The organism is Marinobacter halotolerans (genome assembly GCF_008795985.1).
In the GTDB taxonomy this organism is placed as follows: domain Bacteria; phylum Pseudomonadota; class Gammaproteobacteria; order Pseudomonadales; family Oleiphilaceae; genus Marinobacter; species Marinobacter halotolerans.
Genome location: NZ_VMHP01000001.1, coordinates 1,472,285 through 1,493,619, shown reverse-complemented (window position 1 = coordinate 1,493,619; position 21,335 = coordinate 1,472,285). Strand labels below are relative to the sequence as shown.

The following is a 21,335-nucleotide window of genomic DNA, read 5'->3' as shown; positions in this document are numbered from 1 at the left end:
CTTGGATGACTTAACGTCCAACCTAGCCGAGTCGATTGATGTTCCGATGTCTGAGCCTGCCTGCTGCAGGCTTCTGTAGAATTATTATCGTCTCTTTGGTGGTGATACTGTCCGCCCAGGCCACTGAGCTGTCGGAGCCAATGAAGGGGGCGCTGAACCTCAGGCTGATGGTGTCAGGCGGCGAACAGCGGCTGGTCTATCAGAGGCTGATTGAACGTTTCGAACGTGCCTACCCACAGATCGATGTGCGTCATCGCGAGTACGAGCAGGAAGACTACAAGGCCAGGATTGAGACCTGGCTGCGCCAGCCTGACGATGCGCCGGATGTCCTGTTCTATTTTGCCGGATACCTGATGGCGGAGTTTTACCGCGAGGGCCTGGTTCGGCCCATTACCAACCTCTGGCAGTCCCGGCAGTGGGATGAGGCATTCCCCCCTTCAGTCAGCGGTGTCGTGATGCACGATGGCCAGCCCATGGGGTTGCCTATCTCGTACTATCACTGGGGCATCTATTACCGGAAATCCCTGTTCAAGCGCCTGGGCCTGACGCCGCCGGAAACCTGGAATGAGTTTCTGGAAGTCGGGGAGGCCCTGAAAGCAGAGGGCATCACCCCGATCGCCCTCGGGTCGGAAGCGCGCTGGCCTGCCGCAGCCTGGTTTGACTACCTGAATCTGCGAACCAACGGCCTCGAGTTCCACAAAGATTTGCTGGCAGGTCGCGAAGACTTTGACGATGAACGCGTCCGCCGGGTGTTCAACGCCTGGCAGGATCTCATCGACCGGAATTTTTTCCTGTCCGGGCACAGCGAGACAAGCTGGCGCAGCGCGTTGCCGTACCTCTATCAGCGGCAGGCGGGCATGATGTTGATGGGCGGGTTTGTGGTGCCGCAGTTCCCGGACCAGCTGGTAGAGGATATGGGCTTGTTCCCGTTCCCCACTATGAACTCTGGGCATCCGATGGCAGAAGAGGCTCCCACCGATCTGCTGTTTATTCCCAGCCGGGCGCGCAATGTGAAGGAGGCCGAGCTTTTTCTGCAGTTTGTGGCCCGGCCGGACATCCAGGGCTGGTTCAATCGCCAGCTTGGTACCATCGCTCCGAACCGTCAGGCCCCGGAACCGGAAGACAGGCTGGTGGCCACCGGCAACGCTATTCTGCAAAGAGCCAGCGGCTATTCCCAGTTCTTTGATCGGCAGATGCCCCGTTCAAAGTCGACGCCCGCCATGGACACTTTCGTTCACTTCCTCAATGGTGGGCTCTCCGTCGATGCCACTCTGGCAACGCTGACAAGTATTCTCGAACGCACCGACCAGCAATAGCTATATCCTATAGTTTGTCTAAGGATAATCTATTTGTTTGTTGGGCTTGAAATTACTATTTTGGCGCCCACTTCTTTAAGGTATTTACGATTCCCTTTATTCATTCCACAAATTCCAGGAGTTTTAACTGATGGGTGTAATTAACAGCGAAATCAAACCATTCAAAGCCACGGCGTTCAAAAATGGCGAGTTTGTCGAGGTTTCAGACGCTGATGTAAAAGGTAAATGGGCTGTATTTTTCTTCTACCCGGCCGACTTCACCTTTGTATGCCCGACTGAGCTGGGCGACGTGGCAGACAAGTACGAAGAACTGCAGAAGCTGGGCGTGGAAGTGTTCTCCGTGTCTACCGACACCCACTTCACCCACAAAGCATGGCACAGCAGCTCAGACACCATTGGCAAGATCAACTACTACATGGTTGGCGACCAGACTGGCACCATCACCAACAACTTCGGCGTGATGCGTGAAGGCCAGGGCCTGGCGGACCGCGCCACCTTCCTGATTGATCCGGATGGCGTTATCCAGGCAATGGAAATCACTGCGGAAGGTATCGGCCGTGACGCAGACGATCTGATGCGCAAAGTGAAAGCCGCTCAGTACGTGCGCAAGCACCCGGGCGAAGTCTGCCCCGCCAAGTGGAAAGAAGGCGAGGAAACACTGACTCCGTCACTGGACCTCGTTGGCAAGATCTAAGCACAATACTGCTTAAAGCGACGGAAAGACGCGTCGCAATGCCTGTCAGAAGGCCCGCATTGCGGGCCTTCTGTCTTTGTGGCCGATAAAATCACAAAATAGTGAAGCCCTATTAAGTATTTAATAGCAATTAATTTGAGCTTTAGACGGTCGGTCCGTATCGTTTGTGGCTAACGATTCGCAGTGTTATCTGATCTTCAAAGAGGAGCTTTTCATGTTGGATGCCAACATCAAGGAACAGTTGAAAGCCTATATGGCCAAGCTGCAACAGCCGATCGAGCTGGTGGCAGCCTATGACGACAGCGCCAAATCCCAGGAGCTGAAGCAGCTGTTGGATGAATTGGAGCCCATGTCGGAGAAGATCAGCCTGCGCACGGAAGAATCCAGCGATGTCCGCAGGCCGTCTTTTGCCATTACCCGGGTTGGTAGCGACGACATCAGTGTGCGTTTCGCCGGTATCCCCATGGGCCACGAGTTCACCTCACTGGTTCTGGCCCTGTTGCAGGTCGGCGGGCATCCGTCACGGGAAACCGAGGAACTGCTTCAGCAGGTCCGTGACCTGGACGGTAACTTTGAATTCGAGACCTATTACTCGCTGTCCTGCCAGAACTGCCCCGACGTGGTTCAGGCCTTGAATCTGATGAGCGTGCTCAATCCCGGCGTGAAGCACACTGCCATCGACGGTGCCCTGTTCCAGGATGAAGTGGAGCAGCGGGAAGTCATGGCGGTGCCTAGCGTCTACATGAACGGCGAGCCCTTCGGTCAGGGCCGGATGTCGCTGGCGGAAATCGTCGCCAGGCTGGACACCGGTGCCGAAGCCCGGGAAGCGGAAAAGCTCCGGCACAAGGACCCGTTTGAAGTGCTGGTTGTCGGCGGTGGCCCGGCTGGCTCCTCTGCGGCTATATACGCCGCCCGTAAGGGCATTTCCACCGGTATCGTGGCGGAACGGTTTGGTGGCCAGGTGGCAGATACCATGGGCATCGAGAACCTGATTTCCGTGCCTTATACCGAAGGCCCGAAACTGGTTGCGGCCATGGAGCAGCACGTTAAAGAGTACGACGTGGATATCATGAATCTGCAGCGGGCGGAAAAGCTGATTCCAGCTGCAAGCCGCGGCGGGCATCACGAGATACAGCTGGCTAATGGCGCGTCGCTGAAATCCCGCACGCTGGTACTGTCCACCGGCGCCCGCTGGCGCCAGCTCGGTGTGCCCGGCGAGGAAGAGTACCGCAATAAGGGCGTGGCCTACTGCCCCCACTGTGACGGCCCCCTTTTCAAGGGCAAGCGCGTGTCGGTGATTGGTGGCGGCAACTCCGGTGTGGAAGCGGCCATCGACCTGGCGGGTATCGTCGGCCACGTGACGTTGCTGGAATTCGCCGATGAACTGAAAGCGGACGACGTACTGCAGAAGAAATTGCGCAGCCTGAAAAACGTGGAAATCCTGACCTCGGCCCAGACTACGGAAATCTTTGGTGAAGGCGGCAAGGTTAGCGGTCTGAAGTACAAGGATCGTCAAAGCGGCGAGGTGCATGACGTATCGCTGGAAGGTGTGTTCATCCAGATTGGTCTGATCCCCAACACCGAATGGCTGAGGGGTTCCATTGAACTGAGCCAGCATGGCGAGATCATCGTTGATGAGCGCGGCGAAACCTCCATTCCGGGTATTTTTGCAGCGGGGGACGCAACTACCGTACCCTACAAGCAGATTGTGATTTCCATGGGCGACGGCTCTAAAGCAGCGTTGAGTGCCTTCGACTTCCTGATTCGAAACTCGGTGGATGACAGCGAGAGTGACGAACAGGCGGCCTGAGCTGCTTCATTAACCGTCAGTGATCTCCGGAGGAGCGAGTATGTTTCTTGCCGAAAAATCGACGGGTCATATGATCGAAGTGCTTGATACCCTGGCACTGTTTGATCCCAATGAAACCAGGGTCAAAGGCAGCTTGCACTTCGGTGAGGAAGCCCAGGATCCGGAGTTGTTCGACAAGTCCGGCCTGAACTTCCCTTCCGGGGAATCCCTGCCGGTCTGCTGGACGGACCCGGAGTATCGTAGACGTTAGGCCGGAACTTTAGGCCATGCTTGAGGGCATGAGTTATACCGATATGGCGGGCCAGGTGGTCAGCCTGATCGCCCTGGGGTTCTGCCTGGTGGGTTTTGCCAGCAAGCGGGACGACCGGCTGATGGTTCTGCTGATCTCGGCGAATGTGGCCTTCGCCACCCAGTTCGCCCTGTTCGGCAGCTGGACGGCGGCGGTTCTTAGCCTGCTGGTGATTGGCCGGATCATGCTGGCCCGGCGCTATCTGGGCAACTGGCAGGTGATGCTGGCGGTTCTGGCTGTGAACCTGCTGGCGGCTGTTCTGACCTGGCGCAGCCCGGTGGATTATTTCGCCATTGCCGCCGCCGTGTTCGGCACTGTCGGTATGTTCATGCTCCGCGGTATTCCCATGCGTTTGATGCTGGCGGCCGCGGCCATTTGCTGGATGCTCAATAATATCCTTATCGGTTCGGTAGGCGGCACGCTCGCCGAAGGCCTTGTGGTGGTCACCAACTTTATCACCATCTTCCGGCTTGCCCGGATGAAGCGCCGCTACCCAGAGGCGTTTGAAAAACTTAACGAGTCCGGTCTATAGCCGCGCCCGCTCGAATCCCTTCAGCACATTCACCACGTTCACGCCAATGGCGTCCACGTCATAGCCGCCTTCCATGGTAAACAGGGTAGGCAGGTTCAGCTTTCCGATCTGCTCTCCCATCTGCAGGTAATCCGCGGAGGTGAGCTTGAAAAAGGAAATCGGGTCGTCCTCGAAAGTGTCCACGCCCAGGGCGATCACCAGCGCGTCCGGTTGATAGGCTGCGATCCGGATGCAGGCGGCTTCCAGCCCCTCGCGCCAGACACTGAACGGGGTACCCGGCGGATAGACGATATTGAGGTTGAAGCCCTTGCCTTCGCCTTCGCCGGTCTCATCCTCAAAACCGAGAAAGTGGGGAAAGACCAGGTCCGGGTCGCCGTGCAGGCTTATGGTCAGCACATCGTTGCGCTGGTAGAAGATGCTCTGGGTGCCGTTGCCGTGGTGGAAATCCACGTCTAGCACCACCACCCGTTTTGCCCCCTGATCCCGGAACGCCTGCGCCGAGATCGCGGCGTTATTGAAGAAACAGTAGCCTCCGAACAGGTCGGCGTGGGCGTGATGACCCGGCGGACGGCAGAGCGCGAAGGCTCCCGGTTCGCCGTCGGCGACCAGCGCCTGTGCGGTAAGCGCCACATTGGCGGAGGCGCAGGCCGCTTCCCAGGTGCCGTCGGTAATGGAGGTTTCAGCGGCAAAACTGTAGTACCCCAGACGGCCATCAATGTCTTTCGGTACCCGTTGGCGCATGCCTCTTCCGGGCCAGACCGCGGGAATGGCCTCCCCGGGTTTGCCCTCTGCAGCCCAGTCGGCCCAGCTTGTTCGCAGAAAGTTGACGTAATCCTGTGTGTGCACCCGCAGAACCGGATCAGGACCGAATTCCTTGGGGGCCAGTACCTCGCCCAGCGCCTCCTGCTTGACCCGGCCCAGTATGGTTTCCGCCCGTGAGGGCTTTTCGTGGGGCTCTATCAGGATGCCCCCGTCCAGCTCGGTTCTCGCGGTGCGGCGACTGTGCAGTGGTGAAAAAACGGTTTTCATGGCAAAAAAGCCCGCATTGGTCTGGATGAATCAGTGGTTGTCGGTTTGCTGCCGGAGCTGGGAATACAGACACACCTGGTTTCGCCCGCCGGTTTTCGCGGCGTAAAGCGCCTTGTCCGCTTGAACCAGAAGAATATCAAGCTCGTCGGAGCTGTCAGGAACAAAACTGGCCACACCCACACTGACGCTCAGGGAAAGGTTGCCCCGCTCCAACGGTAGCGGCGAGTCGGCAATGGCGGTTCTCAGGCGTTCTGCCACCTCGGCGGCTCTCTCTTCGCTGGTATTCTCCAGCAGCACGGCGAATTCCTCGCCGCCGATGCGGGCCAGTATGTCCACGTCCCGTACCGCACTGCTGGCCAGGGAGCTCAGGTGAATCAGGGCCTTGTCGCCGACGGCATGGCCATAGGTGTCGTTCACCTTTTTGAAAAAATCAGCATCGAACATGATCGCAGAAACAGGCGTTCCGGCGCGAACCGCTTTCTTGATCGCCGTTTTGCCAAGCTCGAACAGGTAACGGCGGTTATTCAGACCCGACAGGGCGTCGGTTCGCACGGTTTCCTCAAGTCGCCGGTTGGCCTTTTCGAGTTCACGGGTACGTTCCGTTACCCGTTGCTCGAGGGTGGTGTTCAGCTGGTTCATCTGACGTGTTTTTTCTGCCAGCCGCCGGATCAGCTCCCGCAGGACCGTGGACAGTACTTTGACTTCTTCATAGTCGTCCCGCTGTTTGATGAAGGTGTCCGGGTTATCCGGGTCCAGATCATTCGCCTCTCGCGCCATCTGAAGCAGAGGACGCGTTGTAAGGCGGGCGGTGGAAGATGCCAGAAGAATAAGCAGCAGGGCCATCAGTATCCCGACGGCCAGAATCGTGTTGCGAAGGTCGTTTGCGGGCAGGAACGCCTGCTCCGCCGGTTTGCGAACCAGTACCAGCCAGTTGAAGCTGGCGTATTCCTCGCGATCCCGAAGACGGCTGAATCCCACCAGATAATCCTCGGTTGTGGCTGCCTGCTGCAAACCCATAGTGGTGATCAGGTGGCCGGCCTGGTCTGACCGGGCAGCCGCGATCAACGGGTCACCGAGTTTGTCACCCACGGTGTTGTCCGGCCCAATGAGTATGACGCCCTCTCTGTCCGCCACAATCAGCTCTGAAGCCAGTCGTTCCTGAAGGGGCGCGAGCAGTGACTGGCCCAGGTCCGCAACCCAGTCCAGGTAAAGGTGGGCCCCAAGAACTGCGATCAGCTCGCCGCTGTCGGATTTCAGTGGTACCGCGATATCCACGAATCGCAGGGGTATCCCCGATTTGTTCGCGAGTTTGTCGGCCAGCAGGGCGGCTTCATGAGCGTCCCCGAGAAACGGCTTATCCCGGGCAGCCTGAAACCAGGGCCGATGGCCAACATTCATGCCTTTCAGAAGATTGTCGGTGCTGGCCATTACGGTGCCCTCCGGGGAAACCAGGCCAATCCAGGCATAGCTGGGGAAGTTGTCGGCCAAGGCGTCCAGCAGCGCTGAAATCTCCGGCGATTCTTGCTCCTTCAGACGCTGTCTGGTGATCGCCGCGGCTATTTTCAGGTCGCGGTAACGCTCGTGCAGGTCCAGCTCGATCTTGTCCCGCAGCTGAACCGCCACCTCTTCCAGGTTCTGGCCAGTGGATTTGCGCATGGCATTAACCGCCAGATCACTGGCCAGCCAGGTGCCAATGCCGGTTGCGCCCAGGATTATCAGGCCGAAAAACAGTACCAGGCGAAATTTGAGGGTGTTGAGCGTTTTGATAGTGAGAGTCCAGGGTCGGGTTGATATATTGGCATTCCCTGGCCAATGATGTTGTTAAGTCTAGACGCTAAAGCGCCGTTAAAAAAAGGTATCACCATGAAAATCGCCGTATTCTGTGGCTCAAGTTCCGGAAACAGGTCCTGTTTTGTCGAGGCGTCGGAGCACTTTGGCCAGACCATGGCAAAACTGGGGCACGATCTTGTCTTTGGAGGCGGCAACGTAGGACTGATGGGCTGCGTCGCTGATGCCGTCCTTGCCGCTGGCGGAAAAGCCTACGGTGTGATTCCGGAATCCCTGCGGGATCGGGAACTGGCCCATAACGGGCTGACTCGCCTGGACGTGGTTGGTTCCATGCACGAACGCAAAGCCCTGATGGCAGAGCAGGCCGACGCTTTCGTGGCGCTGCCCGGCGGCCCCGGCACCATGGACGAGATCTTCGAGGCCTGGACCTGGGCACAACTGGGCTACCACAACAAACCCTGTGCCTTTCTGAACGTGGATGGCTATTACGACCAGCTCTTCGGGTTCTTCAAAACCATGGCGTCATCGGGATTTTTGAAGCCGGAATATGCGGACATGGTGATTGTCGAGGAGTATTCTGAGGCGTTGATTGCCAGATTGGCCAATTACCAGCCACCAAAACGGAAGTGGAGTTAACGCCGCCGCATGCGCGTCACACGATTGATGTCAGTTGTCCTGTGGCTGGGATGCCAGTTTTTGCTCACTGCGACGGTGTTACAGGCGGACGAAGTGCTCAGGTCGCGTTTTGAGGCGGCAAATCAGGGATTTTCTATCCAGTTCGGACAAACACCCCTGTTGATGCCTGAGCAGCTAAGAGGCTTTTATGCGGCCCGTAACTATGAACTGATCTGGATGACCGAAGAAGGCGGCCCGCTGCCCGCCGCAGACACCCTGGTGAGCGCCATTCGGGACGCCGGAATTCATGGCCTGGTACCGGAAGACTACCATCTGGCGCCCATCAAGCAGCGGCTTGTAGAGCTCCATGAGGCCAACGAAGACTCTCTGGCCATTCGTGATCTGGACATGCTGTTGTCCGATGCGTTTCTGCTCCTGGCCACCCATTTGCAACGGGGCAAGACAGATCCCCGGCTGATTGATCCGCAATGGGACGGGCTTCCCCCGGAGTCGGACTGGTTGCTGCAGAAAACGGCGGAACTGGACGAGCCCGTAACCCGGCAAAGCCTGTCCCGTTTTCTGGCAGATCGGCTGCCCCAGGATCCTGGTTATCAGCGGTTGGTCGCGGCCCGCCAGAAACTGATGAGCCTGTCCCGAACCGGTGAATGGAAAACCATCGAATCTGGCCCGTTACTACGTCCCGGAAGCCTTGATAAGCGTGTGCCCGATATCCGTGAGCGACTGATTCAATGGGGTGATCTGTCACAGCTCACCGCTGGTGTGGACGGGGCGGATCCGGACCCCGAGCTTTATACCGAGGGCCTGGCCGCCGCCGTCATGGCGTTCCAGAGTCGCCATGGGCTGGTGGCAGATGGCGTGATTGGGCCGGCAACCATTGCCGCTTTCAATGTATCCCCCGCAGAGAGAGTTGATCGGATAGACGTCAATCTGGAACGCTGGCGCTGGATGCCGGCGGAGCTTGGAGAGCGTCACGTTCTGGTCAATATTGCCGGGTTTGAAATGAGATTGGTGGATAGCGGCCGGCCTGTTCTGGTCAAACCCGTGGTGGTCGGTCGGGATTACCGAAGGACGCCGGTGTTCAGCGACCGAATACGCTATCTGGTGTTAAACCCGGAATGGGTGGTGCCTCCCAAGCTCGCAGTTGAGGATAAACTTCCGGAAATTCGCCGCAATCCTGACTACCTGCGGAGTCTGGGCTATCGGGTCTATAACGGCTGGGGGGCGGACCGGCAGGTCATTGATCCCGCCACCGTCGACTGGAATACGGTTACGGCGCGAAACTTTCCCTACCGCCTGGTTCAGGAACCCGGCCCCCTGAATGCGTTGGGCCGGATAAAGTTCATGTTCCCCAATCAATACAACGTTTATCTGCATGACACCCCGGCGCGGGAACTGTTTCGTCAGCCGGAGCGGGCGTTCAGCTCAGGTTGCGTAAGGGTACAGGACCCGATGGAGCTGGCGACCCTGTTGCTTGCAGAGGATGGCTGGACAGAAGCGAGACTGGATGCGGCACTTGCGGCAGGCCGCACAGAGACCGTTGTTCTGAAAAGACCGGTGCCGGTGCATATTCAGTACTGGACCGCCTGGGTAGATGACAATGGCATGCTCCATTTCCGGAAAGACCTCTATAAAAGGGACGATGCCATCTTCGATGCGATAAGGCGCAGGCAAGAATGATGAACTCTTTGTACTTCATGCGCGCGATCGCTGCTCTTTTTGTGGGCGTCTTTCTGTGCCCCATGGTTTGGGCCGGTAGCGATTTCGACCCGGGAAAGCTGGGCTTTTCGGTGGCTGTCAATCAACGACCGGTTTCCCATCACACCATGATTGCGAGTGTGATGCCGGGCCAATCAATGGCGATAGAGCTCAAAGGCAATAGCCTGCGCAACGCCTTCTCGGTAAGCGGTGACGGCGGGCGGATCAAGCCTTTTGGCATGCAGGGATGGAGCTGGAAAGCGCCCACTACGCCGGGTCTTTATCCGCTGGTGATTAGCCGGAAGGAAACCGGGGAAACGCTGACGCTGCAGGTGTTTGTTCTGGTACCAGCCACCGAAGTTCGCGACGGTCGCCTGAACGGCTATCGTATCGGCCAGTACCCGGCCAAGCCCTATCGCGGACTGGCTGCTTACCAGGCACCAAAAGGTTTTATCGAGGTAACCGCCGACAATGTGAATACGCCGGTTTCCCCGCATTTCCAGCTGAGCCAGTTTCTCAGCAAACAGCCGTCCGGCTATCCCAAGTATCTGGTTCTGAGCCCGAGATTGCTGACCAAACTTGAGCTACTGCTGGAAGACGTTAACGCTACGGGTATTCGAAGAACGGATAGCTTTGTGATCATGAGCGGCTTTCGCACGCCCTTCTACAACCGGTTGATTGGTAGCTCAGCGAACAGCCGGCATATGTTTGGCGGCGCGGCGGATATCTACATTGACCAGGGAGCGCCCGCGGGAATGATGGACGACCTGAATGACGACGGGCTCAGTAACCGCAAAGATGCGGCGATTCTCTATGATCTGACCCAGAGCCTTGCCAGTCGTCACGGTCGGCCAGACCTGATTGGCGGCCTTGGTGAATACGACGCGCGGCTTCCGGTACGTGGGCCCTTTATTCATGTGGATGTGAGGGGGCAGCAGGCCCGATGGGGACGCCCAGCTGACTGATGTCAGCCCCGGGCCAGGCACCTGATGGCGGCGGCAGCAGCAGATGTGCGGTTTTCCACCCCCAGCTTTCGGAACACCTGTTCCAGATGTTTGTTTACCGTGCGGGGGCTCATGTCCAGAATCTGACCGATTTCCCGGTTGGTTTTACCGTTGGCAATCCACAGGAGTACGTCCGATTCCCGCCCGGTCAGGCTGAATTTTTCCCGCAGGGCGGCGGTGGCGGCGGTAGGCTGCTGAACTTCGTGCAGCCGCAGCAGGTATTCCCGGTTATCCACCAGGGTCAGAAATTCCACCGAGTGGGGCTCCGGCAGGAAATCCAGCGTAAGACTGTGGCCGTTCTCGGGGCTGTGCCCCAGCCAGGTTTTCAGCCGCTGGCCAAGCTCGTTCTGGTGGCTGGTCTCGCCTGCCGTCAGGCGCTGGTGTACCTGGGGCGTGGCCCAGAGAATATCCCCGTCGCGGCCGACGGCAAACAGGTTCTGCCCGGCAGTGTCCAATGCCTGACGCGCGCTGCGGGCCATGCGGGCGTTGGTCAGGTGCACCTGCATCCGCGCCAGCACTTCAGTGGTATTGATCGGCTTGGTGACGTAATCCACACCGCCACTGTTAAGCCCCATCACCACGTGTTCGGTATCGCTCAGGCCGGTCATGAAGATGATCGGGGTATCGAGAAATTCCGGGTTCTGCTTCAGCTGCCGACAGGTTTCGAAGCCGTCCATGTTGGGCATGATGGCGTCCATCAGCACAATGTCCGGGGTGATGTTCTGGCTGATGGTCAACGCCTGGTTGCCTTCCAGTGCTACCAGTACCGTCATGCCGGCGCCTTCCAGGGCATCGCTGATCATGCGGATGGAGTCGATGGCGTCGTCCACCACCATGACCACGGTTCTTTTCGGGTCAGGTGCGTTCATAGTCGGTCACCTTCAGTGCATCAATAATCTTCTCGAATTGAAAGTCGTTGGTCAGGCGAACCATCTCCCTGACAAAATCTGGGTCTGCTTCGCTGCGGTGCCCAAGCCCGTGTAGAGCCTCCAGCAAACCCTTTCGGTGGCCAATGGTGGCCAGACCCACCAGTGAGGCCCGATGTGGTTCGGAGGGCAGCGCCATGCTGGCAGTATCCGGGGCGGGCCTGGCAGCCAGTGGTTCGGCGCTTTTCTCGAACCGCCACTCCAGATCGACCAGCCGGGCAATGTGGTCCAGCAGCTGGTTCTGGCGCACGGGTTTGATCACGTAGCCGTTGTGCAGCATGGGATCCGGGCGGTCGCGGCCTTCGCTGGCATCGGCAGACACCATGACCACCGGTAACGGATGATTGGCCGCCCGCAGCTGATCCAGAATCTCCCACCCGCTGAGGCCGGGCATGGAGACGTCCAGCAGAAGCAGGTCCGGCAGTTCCTTTTCCAGTGTGTCCATCACCGCCAGGGAGTTGCCGACGTCGATGATCTCGAAGCCCAGCGGAGCCAGCATGGCGCGGATCAACTGGCGGTGACCGGTTTCATCATCGACCACCATAATTTTCCGGCGAGGCCCTTCGTAGCCGTAAATGCGCCGTGCGGGGGAGGTCATGGATTCCGGTCGTTGCGTGTGCAGGCTGGACAGCATCAAGCTGACCTTGAAGGTACTGCCCTTGCCAACCTCGCTGACCACCGAAAGATCGCCGCCCATGATGTCGGTTAGCAGGTGGGTAATGGTCAGGCCCAGGCCGGTGCCGGCCTGGCTTTGCCCGGGTGTGCGGATGCGTTCGAACGGTCGGAAGATGCGTTCGATGTTTTCCTCGGCGATGCCTTCACCGGTATCTTCCACGGTAAACTCCGCCACCTGGCTGCGGTATTTCAGGGTCAGTGATACGCGACCGGTGTCGGTGTACTTGATGGCGTTGGATAGCAGATTGATCAGAATCTGGCGAAGGCGCTTTTCGTCCGTGGTGACCAGTTCCGGGAGCCTTCCCACGCAGTGGTATTCAAAGGTCAGGCCTTTTTCCTCGGCCTGAAGCCGGAACATGTGCACCAGTTGCTCCATCAGCAGATCGATGCGTACCGCGTCACGGTGCAGGTCCAGGCGGCCGGCCTCTATCTTGGAAATATCCAGCAGGCCTTCAATCAGATCGGCCAGGTATTCGCCGCTACGGCGGATCACGCCGAGCGCTTCCTTGCGGTTGTCCGATACGCCTGAGTCATTCTCCATCAACTGGGCATACCCCAGAATGGCGTTTAGTGGTGATCGGAGTTCGTGACTAATGCCGGTCAAATACCGGCTTTTCGCGCCATTTGCAGCCTCCGCATGTTCCTTGGCCTTCTGAAGCGCCTGGTCGGTACGTTCGTGGGCGACGATTTCCTCGGTTAGCAGCCGGGTCTGACGCTGGGATTCCTCCTCGGCCACCATGCGGCTGTCGTGGGCCAGCACAAACAGCCAGCACACCACGCCGGTAATGATGATCAGGACGAAAAACACCTTCCAGAGCGTAATCGCCAGCAAGGCTGCTTCGGCAGCCGAGGCTACCAGGGTCTGTTCGTGGATCAGCCATAGCAGCAGCCCCGATACCCCGTTGATCAACAACAACAGCACCAGAAAATGCCCGAGCCGGGAGTGCAGGTAGGCAAAGGCTGACTCAGGGATAAAAAGGCCAAAGAACCGGCGCATCTGCTCCCGATAGCCGGCGCCGGGTTTGCAGAAGTCGCCGCAGCGGGCATCCAGCGAGCAGCACAGGGAGCAGATATTGCCGGCATAGGCAGGGCAGCCGGTCACGTCTTCTGGCTCGAATTCGTGTTCGCAGATGCAGCAGGCCACCAGGTGATGATCGGTGGCAATAGGTACAAACGGGCGCGCCATGTAATAGCGCCCGCCTGTTTGCCAGGCAATGAGCGGAGCAATGATCAGGGCAGCGCCCAGGGTGATGAAGTGGGACAGGGCTTCAGCGACCTCTCCCAGGGCGCCGCCGTGGCTGACCATGCCGATGATGGACGCCAGAATCATGGCGCCCACGCCCACCGGATTGATGTCGTACAGGTGCGCCCGTTTGAACTCGATGTGTTTCGGGCTGAATCCCAGAGGCTTGTTGATCACCAGATCCGCCACCAGCGCCCCCACCCAGGCCACGGCAACAATGCCGTAGAACCCCAGGGTCTCCTCCAGCGCCCGGTAAACCCCCAGTTCCATTACCAGCAGTGCGATGGCGACGTTGAATACCAGCCAGACCACACGGCCCGGGTGGCTGTGGGTCAGCCGTGAGAAAAAGTTCGACCAGGCAATGGAGCCGGCGTAGGCGTTGGTGACGTTGATCTTGACCTGGCACAGAATGACGAAGATACCCGCAATGGCCAGCGCTACCTCCGGCGACGAGGTCACGTAGCCAAAGGCCACCATATACATTCGGGTAGGATCAGACGCATCGACCGCCGCAATACCCTGATTCAGGGCCAGCACCGCCAGAAACGACCCGGCAAGGATCTTTACCGTACCGATAACGATCCAGCCCGGCCCGCCGGCCATCACTGCCGACCACCAGCGCAGTTTGTGGCCTTTTTGGGGTTCGGGAATAAACCTCAGGAAGTCTACCTGTTCGCCAATCTGCGCCATGAGTGAAAACAGAACCGCAGCGGCCGCCCCGAAAAGCAGCAGATTGAACTCGCCGCCCTGATTCGGGGCAATGCCTTCGAACTGCGTCCAGTCCGATACGGCGCTGGCGTCCTGATAAAGGATGAACACGAAGGGCAGCAGTTGCAGAATAATCCAGGCCGGCTGGGTCCACAGCTGGAACTTGCTGATGGCGGTAATGCCGTGAGTAACCAGGGGAATAATGATCACCGAACACACCAGATAACCGATCACCAGCGGAATGCCGAACAGCAGCTCCAGCGCCATCGCCATGATCGCCGCCTCGATGGCGAAAAAGATAAAGGTGAAGGAGGCGTAGATGAGCGAGGTGATGGTAGAGCCGATGTACCCGAAGCCGGCGCCCCGGGTTAACAGATCAATATCAACACCATAGCGGGCGGCGTAGTAGCTGATGGGAATAGCGGTCAGGAAAATGATCAGCGCCACCGCACAAATGGCCGCCACCGCATTGTCGAACCCGTAGTGGATGGTGATGGCCCCGCCGATGGCCTCCAGGGCCAGAAAGGAGATGGCGCCCAGCGCGGTATTGGCCACCCGGCCGGCCGACCAGCGCCGCGCACTTTTCGCGGTAAAGCGCAGGGCATAGTCCTCAAGAGTCTGGTTGGCGACCCACTGATTGTAGTTCCGCCGGACGCGGAAAATGTTTTGCCGGGCACTCATGGTGTGGCCTTTCGATGAATGGTGTCTCCGTATGCTTCAAAAGCTGTGCCATCGCGCGTGATCTCCATCAGAGAGGCGGGCACACCTGTGTTGTATCGCGACGCTTGTTGGTGGGGTATGCGTCAAATGACGTAGGGCGCTGGTGTGTTTGCCGAATGGGTTCTTTCGGGGGACCGGAACAGAATGATTATCGAGCGTGCTCCTTCAAACCCGAGGGCAGTGCGAACGACACAAACATTCTGACCGGTACGTAACGCGAGGACTTACCATGACAATGAACAAGCAATCGACCAGGGGAGGCGCCACCGGACGGTGGGGGCTCGGTAAATTCAAGCTGCTGGCGGCTTCAATGGTTCTGGCGGCCTCTGCCAATGCCGCGACGCCTCCTACAGCGGAAGTGAACACGACCGGACTGGCCGTCACTGACGACACCGTCACCGTGGGTATTCTGCACTCGATCACCGGCACTATGGCGATCAGTGAGATCGGCTCGGTGCAGGCGGAAAAGCTGGCCATCAAGCAGATCAACGAATCCGGCGGTGTGCTGGGTCGACAGATCAAGTTTGTTCAGGAAGATGGTGCCAGCGACTGGCCCACCTTCGCGGAGAAATCCCGCAAGTTGTTGCGCCAGGACAATGTGGCAGCCATTTTCGGTGCCTGGACGTCGGCGTCCCGCAAAGCAGTATTGCCGGTCATGGAGCAGTACAACGGCATGCTTTACTACCCGACCTTCTATGAGGGTCTGGAGCAGTCGCCCAATGTGGTCTACACCGGCCAGGAAGCCACCCAGCAGATCCTTGCCAGCCTGAATTGGGCGGCGGAGACGAAAGGCGCGAAAAGCTTCTATCTGCTTGGATCGGACTACATCTGGCCGCGTACGTCCAACAAAATCGCCCGGAAGCACATCGAGGACATGCTCGGCCTCAAGGTGTCCGGTGAAGAGTACTATCCCCTGGGCCACACCCAGTTCAACTCGGTGATCAACAAGATCAAGCTGCGCAAGCCGGACGTGATTTTCGCGTCGGTGGTAGGCGGCTCCAACGTGGCCTTCTACAAGCAGATGAAAGCCGCCGGTATTGATTTCACCGACGAGAAGCCTCTGCTGCTAACCATCTCCGTGACCGAGGACGAGATCCGCGGTATCGGTGGTGAGAACGTGGATGGCATCTACGCCTCCATGAAGTACTTCCAGAGCCTGGATAACCCCAACAACAAAGAGTTTGTTGCAGAGTTCAAGAAGGCTTATGGCGATGACATGGTAATCGGTGACGTCACCCAGGCCGCTTATCTGGGCCCATGGCTCTGGAAAGCCGCGGTAGAGAAAGCCGGTTCCTTTGATATCGACAAGATCCGCGAAGAGTTCGCCGGCATCGAGTTCAAAAAGGCGCCAGAAGGCTACGTGCGCATCCACGAGAACCATCACCTGTGGTCCAAGACCCGTATCGGCCAGGCTCAGACTGACGGCCAGTACAAGGTTGTCTTCGAGACCGAAGAGCTGATGGAGCCCGACCCCTTCCCCGAAGGTTACCAGTAAGACCGGAAAGCCGGTGTCTCCCGGATGGGAGCACCGGCGTTGACTATCGCCAAGACGCCGCTACGGCAAAAAGCATGTTGGTTTGAACGGGAGATAGGGTCATGTTCGATGGCTACACCAGCAGTGAATTGATGTCGATATTTGCCATGCAGGGGTTTGCCGGGCTCTCCCTGTTTTCAGTGTTCGTACTGATGGCCCTGGGCCTGACAATCATTTTCGGTCAGATGGGTGTTATCAATATGGCTCACGGGGAGTTCATGATCCTCGGCGCCTACACCACCTACCTGACCTCCGGATTCTTCCAGTCCTACCTGCCGGGGCTTTTCGGCGGGTACTTCTTTATCGCCATGATTCTGGCCTTTCTGGTCTGTGCCGCATTAGGGGCACTCGTCGAGTGGCTCATGATACGGCACCTCTATCACCGCCCGCTGGATACACTGCTGGCGACCTGGGGCCTTAGCCTGATCATGCAGCAGGCCTACCGCTCTATCTTTGGCGCCCGGGAAGTGGGTGTGGACCTGCCGGAGTGGATGCTTGGTGCCTTCAATGTGACCGATCTGGTGCAACTGCCGATCAACGGTCTGTTCGTGATGATCATAGCGTTGTCGATCGCCGTTGGACTCTACCTGCTGATGTACCGCTCCAACTACGGCAAGAAAGTTCGTGCCGTGGTCCAGAACCGCCCCATGGCCGAGGCCGTGGGCATCAACAGTGCCGGTATTGACCGGGCAACCTTTGCTCTGGGCTGCGGCATCGCCGGTGTGGCAGGCGCGGCCTTCACCATGATCGGTTCCACCGGCCCTTCCTCCGGCCAGGCCTACATCGTCGACACCTTCCTGGTGGTGGTATTTGGCGGCGCGCAAAGCCTGATCGGCACCATTGTGTCGGCCTTCGGCATCTCCCAGGCCCAGTCCACCATGGAATTCTTCCTCAGTGGGTCCATGGCCAAGGTTCTCACCCTGTTGGTGGTCATCGGCATTCTGATGCTGCGTCCGGAAGGACTCATGGCCCTCAAGGTCCGTCGCTAGGAGATTGTGATGAAAACGTCATCCCCAATGAAATGGCTTGGCTCCCGCGAGGGACTGTATTACCTGGGATTGGCAGCGTTGCTGGTTATCGTACTGCCGCTGATCCTGGATCCGTTCCGCCTGAACATGGTGGGCAAGTATCTGACCTACGCCTTTGTCGCGATCGGACTGGTGATGTGCTGGGGTAAAGCCGGCATCCTGAGTCTGGGGCAGGGCGTGTTCTTCGGCCTCGGCGGTTATTGCATGGCCATGTTCCTGAAGCTGGAGGCCTCCACGCCGGAGGCCACCGCCATCCAGTCCACGCCGGGCATCCCGGACTTCATGGACTGGAACCAGCTGACCGCCTTGCCCTGGTTCTGGGAACCGTTCCACAGCTTCTCGTTCACGCTGCTGGCGGTGATCGGTGTGCCTATGTTGTTGGCGTTTGTCATCGGCCTGGCCATGTTCACCCGGCGGGTGGGTGGCGTTTACTTCGCCATCATTACCCAGGCCATAGCCGCCGTCCTGACCATCCTGATCATCGGGCAGCAGGGCTTCACCGGCGGCGTCAACGGCATTACCGATTTGCAGACCCTGAAGGGCTGGGACATCCGCACCGATGAAGCCAGAACCACGCTCTACTTTATCTGTGTGGCCATGCTGTTCCTGTGCCTGTTCGTGGCGCGCTTTGTCCAGAACAGCAAGCTGGGTCGCATTTTGGTGGCGATGAATGCCCAGGAGACAAGGGTGCGGTTCTCCGGCTATGACGTGGCGGCGTTCAAGATCTTTGTGTTCTGCCTGGCCGCGGCCTTTGCCGGCATCGGCGGCGCCATGTTCACCCTGATCGTGGGCTTCATGTCGCCTTCCTTCATCGGCATCGTCGCCTCCATCGAAATGGTCATCTTCTGTGCCCTGGGTGGCCGGTTGTCGATCCTTGGCGCCGTCTACGGTGCGCTGCTTGTCAACGCGGCCAAGAGCGGGTTTTCCGAATCCTTCCCGGAACTCTGGCCCTTCGCCATGGGCGCCCTGTTCATCGGTGTGGTGCTGGCGTTCCCCAACGGTATGGCCGGGCTTTACCAGACCTATGTCATGCCCCTGGAAGACAAAATCTTCAGGCGCAAAAAGGTTGAAGCCGCCCCTGTGGCGGAACCCGAGGCTGCCAGCCCGAAAGCTGAAAAGACCGACGATTACGATCCGATGATGGACAACTACAGCCCGGAGAAATCGTGATGAGCACACCAAAAAGCAAAAAAGGCGACTTTCTGCTGGCGGTCGAGGGTCTGACCGTGTCGTTCGACGGCTTCAAGGCCGTGGATGACCTGTCCTTCTACCTCGACCCAAAGGAAATCCGGGTCATCATCGGCCCCAACGGCGCGGGTAAAACCACGGTACTGGACCTGATCTGCGGCAAGACCCGGGCCACCACCGGCTCCATCAAGTTTGCCGGCAAGGAGCTGACGAAGCTCAAGGAACACCAGATCGTGCATTCGGGCGTGGGCCGGAAATTCCAGACTCCGTCGGTGTTCGAGGACCTGACCGTGTTTGAAAACCTGGAGGTGTCCTACCCCAGGGGACACAGCGTGATGGGTGCTCTGGCCTTCAAGCGGGACGCCACCGTGATTGCCGCCGTGGAGGAGGTGGCGGCGACCATCTTCCTCACGGATGCGCTGAACGAATCGGCGGCGTCCCTGAGCCATGGCCAGAAACAGTGGCTGGAAATCGGCATGCTGCTTATCCAGAAACCGGATCTGCTGATGCTGGATGAGCCAGTTGCCGGCATGTCGGTGACGGAGCGGAAGAAAACTGCCGAGCTTCTGAGGGTGATCACCAAAGACCATACGGTACTGGTGATCGAGCATGACATGCAGTTTGTCGGCGACATCGCCGACCGGGTCACCGTCATGCATCAGGGCAAGGTTTTGTCGGAGGGGTCCATCGAGCACGTGAAGGCGGACCCGAAAGTCATCGAAGTCTACCTGGGGCACTGATCATGCTGAGCATCAAACATCACTCGGTGGCCTATGGCCAAAGCACCATTATCGATGATCTGAATATCGACGTGGCGAAAAACGAAATTGTCGCGGTGGTCGGCCGCAACGGCATGGGCAAGACCACATTGATGAAATCCCTGGTGGGCATGACGCCCACCAGGGGCGGTGAAGTCTCACTGGACGGCGCTTACATTTCAGGGATGAAGAGTTTCCAGCGGGTTCGGGCCGGTATCGGCTTTGTGCCCCAGGGGCGGATGATCTTTCCCACCCTGACGGTGCGGGAGAACATCGAAACCGCCCTGGCGGCGGTGGGTGAAAAGAAAGTGCCGGAGGATCTGTACGACCTGTTCCCGGTACTCAAAGAAATGCAGAGCCGTCGTGGCGGCAACCTGTCCGGAGGCCAGCAGCAACAGCTGGCAATTGCCCGCGCACTGGCTACTCGGCCGAAGGTGTTGCTGCTGGACGAACCGACCGAGGGCATACAGCCCAACATCATCAAGGAAATTGCCAAGACCCTGCGGAAAATTCGCGATGAGCGGGGGTTGTCGATTGTGGTGTCGGAGCAGGTACTGAGCTTTGTGATGGATGCGGCGGACCGGATTCTGGTGATCGAGAAAGGCACGATTGTGCACGAGGAGAACCGGGCCGATGCGGATCAGGACAAAATTGCCAGTTATCTGGCGGTGTGATCGATTAAGCAACCGGGAGACAGACAATGAGACACGGTGATATTTCCAGCAGTAACGATACCGTCGGCGTGGCGGTGGTGAACTACAAGATGCCGCGGCTGCATACCAAAGCCGAGGTGTTGGACAACGCCCGTAACATTGCAGAAATGATCAAGGGCATGAAGGTAGGCCTGCCGGGTATGGACCTGGTGGTGTTTCCGGAATACAGCACCATGGGCATCATGTATGACAACGAGGAAATGATGGCCACGGCGGCCACGGTTCCCGGCGACGAGACGGCCATCTTCTCCGCCGCCTGCCGTGAGGCCAATACCTGGGGCATTTTCTCGCTGACCGGCGAGCGCCACGAGGACCACCCGAACAAGGCGCCGTATAACACGCTGATCCTGATCAACAACGAGGGCGAGATTGTTCAGAAGTACCGCAAGTGCGTGCCATGGTGCCCCATTGAGGGCTGGTATCCCGGCGACAGCACTTACGTGACCGAAGGCCCGAAGGGCATGAAGATCAGTCTGATTATCTGCGACGACGGCAACTACCCGGAAATCTGGCGGGACTGCGCCATGAAGGGGGCGGAGCTGATTGTGCGCTGCCAGGGCTATATGTACCCGGCCAAGGAGCAGCAGATCATGATGTCCAAAACCATGGCCTGGGCCAACAACTGCTATGTGGCCGTGGCCAACGCGTCCGGTTTTGACGGGGTCTATTCTTACTTCGGCCACTCGGCGGTGATCGGCTTTGATGGCCGGACTCTGGGAGAGTGTGGCGAGGAAGATATGGGCATCCAGTACGCCCAGCTTTCCGTGAGCCAGATTCGCGATGCCCGCAAGAATGACCAGTCCCAGAACCATCTGTTCAAGCTGTTGCACCGTGGCTATACCGGCGTGCATGCCTCCGGAGACGGTGACAAGGGTGTGGCGGAATGCCCGTTCGATTTCTACCGCACCTGGGTAATGGATGCCGAAAAGGCCCAGGCAGCCGTGGAGGCCATGACCCGCAAGACCATCGGCACCGCCGAGTGCCCGGTGGGCGAGCTGCCGTTTGACGGCAAGGAAAAATCCGCAGGGGCCTGAGCCCGGGAGGCCTTC

Annotated in this window: 18 protein-coding genes; 14 read left to right on the top strand and 4 right to left on the bottom strand. The window is 58.5% G+C overall.

All coding sequences use genetic code 11. The annotated features are described in order from the left end of the window. Positions 1–38: 38 nt before the first annotated feature. The 5 genes from FPL19_RS07015 to FPL19_RS06995 all read left to right on the top strand — a co-directional run bounded on the left by FPL19_RS07015 (position 39) and on the right by FPL19_RS06995 (position 4,641). A complete protein-coding gene (locus FPL19_RS07015; protein WP_150911746.1) occupies positions 39–1,316 on the top strand; it encodes an ABC transporter substrate-binding protein in 1,278 nt (425 codons plus the stop codon). Between the two features lie 130 nt (positions 1,317–1,446). Continuing rightward, on the top strand, positions 1,447–2,010 hold the full coding sequence (gene ahpC, locus FPL19_RS07010) for an alkyl hydroperoxide reductase subunit C (protein WP_150911745.1): 564 nt from the start codon (positions 1,447–1,449) through the stop codon (positions 2,008–2,010). Positions 2,011–2,224: 214 nt separating this feature from the next. Then, a complete protein-coding gene (ahpF, locus tag FPL19_RS07005) occupies positions 2,225–3,820 on the top strand; it encodes an alkyl hydroperoxide reductase subunit F (RefSeq protein ID WP_150911744.1) in 1,596 nt (531 codons plus the stop codon). Positions 3,821–3,860: 40 nt separating this feature from the next. Further along, on the top strand, positions 3,861–4,070 hold the full coding sequence (locus FPL19_RS07000; RefSeq protein ID WP_150911743.1) for an acetyltransferase: 210 nt from the start codon (positions 3,861–3,863) through the stop codon (positions 4,068–4,070). Between the two features lie 16 nt (positions 4,071–4,086). Continuing rightward, a complete protein-coding gene (locus FPL19_RS06995) occupies positions 4,087–4,641 on the top strand; it encodes a YgjV family protein (RefSeq protein ID WP_150911742.1) in 555 nt (184 codons plus the stop codon). Here the strand turns inward: FPL19_RS06995 and FPL19_RS06990 are convergent. After that, entirely contained in the window at positions 4,636–5,670 is a 1,035-nt protein-coding gene (locus FPL19_RS06990; protein WP_150911741.1) for a histone deacetylase family protein, read from the bottom strand. The genes FPL19_RS06995 and FPL19_RS06990 overlap by 6 nt on opposite strands. Positions 5,671–5,700: 30 nt before the next feature. Further along, the gene (locus FPL19_RS06985; protein WP_150911740.1) at positions 5,701–7,326 is read right to left on the bottom strand and encodes a diguanylate cyclase; all 1,626 of its coding nucleotides are present in this window, start codon (positions 7,324–7,326) and stop codon (positions 5,701–5,703) included. A 207-nt stretch (positions 7,327–7,533) separates the two neighbouring features. On the opposite strand from FPL19_RS06985, the gene FPL19_RS06980 reads away from it, so the two are divergent. From FPL19_RS06980 to FPL19_RS06970, 3 genes are read left to right on the top strand one after another with little or no spacing between them, the layout of a single operon-like run. Next, positions 7,534–8,094 carry an LOG family protein gene (locus tag FPL19_RS06980; protein ID WP_150911739.1) on the top strand — a complete coding sequence of 187 codons (561 nt, stop codon included), beginning with the start codon at positions 7,534–7,536 and terminating at the stop codon, positions 8,092–8,094. 9 nt (positions 8,095–8,103) lie between these two features. Further along, complete coding sequence (locus FPL19_RS06975; protein WP_150911738.1) at positions 8,104–9,771, top strand: L,D-transpeptidase family protein; 1,668 nt, start codon at positions 8,104–8,106, stop codon at positions 9,769–9,771. Beyond that, positions 9,768–10,754 carry a D-Ala-D-Ala carboxypeptidase family metallohydrolase gene (locus tag FPL19_RS06970; RefSeq protein ID WP_150911737.1) on the top strand — a complete coding sequence of 329 codons (987 nt, stop codon included), beginning with the start codon at positions 9,768–9,770 and terminating at the stop codon, positions 10,752–10,754. Before FPL19_RS06975 ends, FPL19_RS06970 begins: the two co-directional genes overlap by 4 nt. A 2-nt stretch (positions 10,755–10,756) precedes the next feature. Here FPL19_RS06970 and FPL19_RS06965 read toward each other — a convergent pair whose 3' ends face one another. Together FPL19_RS06965 and FPL19_RS06960 are read right to left on the bottom strand one after the other, a co-directional pair. Next, complete coding sequence (locus tag FPL19_RS06965) at positions 10,757–11,662, bottom strand: response regulator transcription factor (protein WP_150911736.1); 906 nt, start codon at positions 11,660–11,662, stop codon at positions 10,757–10,759. Beyond that, positions 11,649–15,026 carry a hybrid sensor histidine kinase/response regulator gene (locus tag FPL19_RS06960; RefSeq protein ID WP_150911735.1) on the bottom strand — a complete coding sequence of 1,126 codons (3,378 nt, stop codon included), beginning with the start codon at positions 15,024–15,026 and terminating at the stop codon, positions 11,649–11,651. Before FPL19_RS06960 ends, FPL19_RS06965 begins: the two co-directional genes overlap by 14 nt. 349 nt (positions 15,027–15,375) lie before the next feature. Between FPL19_RS06960 and urtA the strand changes: the two genes are divergently transcribed. From urtA to FPL19_RS06930, 6 genes are all read left to right on the top strand, one after another. Next, on the top strand, positions 15,376–16,560 hold the full coding sequence (gene urtA, locus FPL19_RS06955; protein ID WP_150912428.1) for an urea ABC transporter substrate-binding protein: 1,185 nt from the start codon (positions 15,376–15,378) through the stop codon (positions 16,558–16,560). A gap of 101 nt (positions 16,561–16,661) precedes the next feature. Next, positions 16,662–17,588 (top strand): urea ABC transporter permease subunit UrtB, encoded by a 927-nt coding sequence (gene urtB, locus FPL19_RS06950; RefSeq protein WP_150911734.1) that lies wholly within the window; start codon positions 16,662–16,664, stop codon positions 17,586–17,588. A 9-nt stretch (positions 17,589–17,597) separates the two neighbouring features. Further along, positions 17,598–18,797, top strand: coding sequence for an urea ABC transporter permease subunit UrtC (urtC, locus tag FPL19_RS06945; RefSeq protein WP_150911733.1), 1,200 nt, complete (start codon positions 17,598–17,600; stop codon positions 18,795–18,797). Then, positions 18,797–19,555: an urea ABC transporter ATP-binding protein UrtD gene (urtD, locus tag FPL19_RS06940; RefSeq protein ID WP_191965228.1), complete on the top strand. Its 759-nt coding sequence runs from the start codon at positions 18,797–18,799 to the stop codon at positions 19,553–19,555. The genes urtC and urtD overlap by 1 nt, the downstream gene beginning before the upstream one ends. A 2-nt stretch (positions 19,556–19,557) precedes the next feature. Beyond that, positions 19,558–20,247 carry an urea ABC transporter ATP-binding subunit UrtE gene (gene urtE / locus FPL19_RS06935; RefSeq protein WP_150911731.1) on the top strand — a complete coding sequence of 230 codons (690 nt, stop codon included), beginning with the start codon at positions 19,558–19,560 and terminating at the stop codon, positions 20,245–20,247. 26 nt (positions 20,248–20,273) lie between these two features. Further along, on the top strand, positions 20,274–21,320 hold the full coding sequence (locus FPL19_RS06930) for an aliphatic amidase (RefSeq protein ID WP_150911730.1): 1,047 nt from the start codon (positions 20,274–20,276) through the stop codon (positions 21,318–21,320). The last annotated feature ends 15 nt before the right edge of the window (positions 21,321–21,335 follow it).

What these genes read in the sequence shown, in the direction of transcription:
- FPL19_RS07015 (WP_150911746.1), top strand. Translation starts at nt 39, where the DNA reads ATGTTCCGATGTCTGAGCCTGCCTGCTGCAGGCTTCTGTAGAATTATT.
- ahpC (WP_150911745.1), top strand. Translation starts at nt 1,447, where the DNA reads ATGGGTGTAATTAACAGCGAAATCAAACCATTCAAAGCCACGGCGTTC.
- ahpF (WP_150911744.1), top strand. Translation starts at nt 2,225, where the DNA reads ATGTTGGATGCCAACATCAAGGAACAGTTGAAAGCCTATATGGCCAAG.
- FPL19_RS07000 (WP_150911743.1), top strand. Translation starts at nt 3,861, where the DNA reads ATGTTTCTTGCCGAAAAATCGACGGGTCATATGATCGAAGTGCTTGAT.
- FPL19_RS06995 (WP_150911742.1), top strand. Translation starts at nt 4,087, where the DNA reads ATGCTTGAGGGCATGAGTTATACCGATATGGCGGGCCAGGTGGTCAGC.
- FPL19_RS06990 (WP_150911741.1), bottom strand. Translation starts at nt 5,670, where the DNA reads ATGAAAACCGTTTTTTCACCACTGCACAGTCGCCGCACCGCGAGAACC.
- FPL19_RS06985 (WP_150911740.1), bottom strand. Translation starts at nt 7,326, where the DNA reads ATGCGCAAATCCACTGGCCAGAACCTGGAAGAGGTGGCGGTTCAGCTG.
- FPL19_RS06980 (WP_150911739.1), top strand. Translation starts at nt 7,534, where the DNA reads ATGAAAATCGCCGTATTCTGTGGCTCAAGTTCCGGAAACAGGTCCTGT.
- FPL19_RS06975 (WP_150911738.1), top strand. Translation starts at nt 8,104, where the DNA reads ATGCGCGTCACACGATTGATGTCAGTTGTCCTGTGGCTGGGATGCCAG.
- FPL19_RS06970 (WP_150911737.1), top strand. Translation starts at nt 9,768, where the DNA reads ATGATGAACTCTTTGTACTTCATGCGCGCGATCGCTGCTCTTTTTGTG.
- FPL19_RS06965 (WP_150911736.1), bottom strand. Translation starts at nt 11,662, where the DNA reads ATGAACGCACCTGACCCGAAAAGAACCGTGGTCATGGTGGTGGACGAC.
- FPL19_RS06960 (WP_150911735.1), bottom strand. Translation starts at nt 15,026, where the DNA reads ATGAGTGCCCGGCAAAACATTTTCCGCGTCCGGCGGAACTACAATCAG.
- urtA (WP_150912428.1), top strand. Translation starts at nt 15,376, where the DNA reads ATGGTTCTGGCGGCCTCTGCCAATGCCGCGACGCCTCCTACAGCGGAA.
- urtB (WP_150911734.1), top strand. Translation starts at nt 16,662, where the DNA reads ATGTTCGATGGCTACACCAGCAGTGAATTGATGTCGATATTTGCCATG.
- urtC (WP_150911733.1), top strand. Translation starts at nt 17,598, where the DNA reads ATGAAAACGTCATCCCCAATGAAATGGCTTGGCTCCCGCGAGGGACTG.
- urtD (WP_191965228.1), top strand. Translation starts at nt 18,797, where the DNA reads ATGAGCACACCAAAAAGCAAAAAAGGCGACTTTCTGCTGGCGGTCGAG.
- urtE (WP_150911731.1), top strand. Translation starts at nt 19,558, where the DNA reads ATGCTGAGCATCAAACATCACTCGGTGGCCTATGGCCAAAGCACCATT.
- FPL19_RS06930 (WP_150911730.1), top strand. Translation starts at nt 20,274, where the DNA reads ATGAGACACGGTGATATTTCCAGCAGTAACGATACCGTCGGCGTGGCG.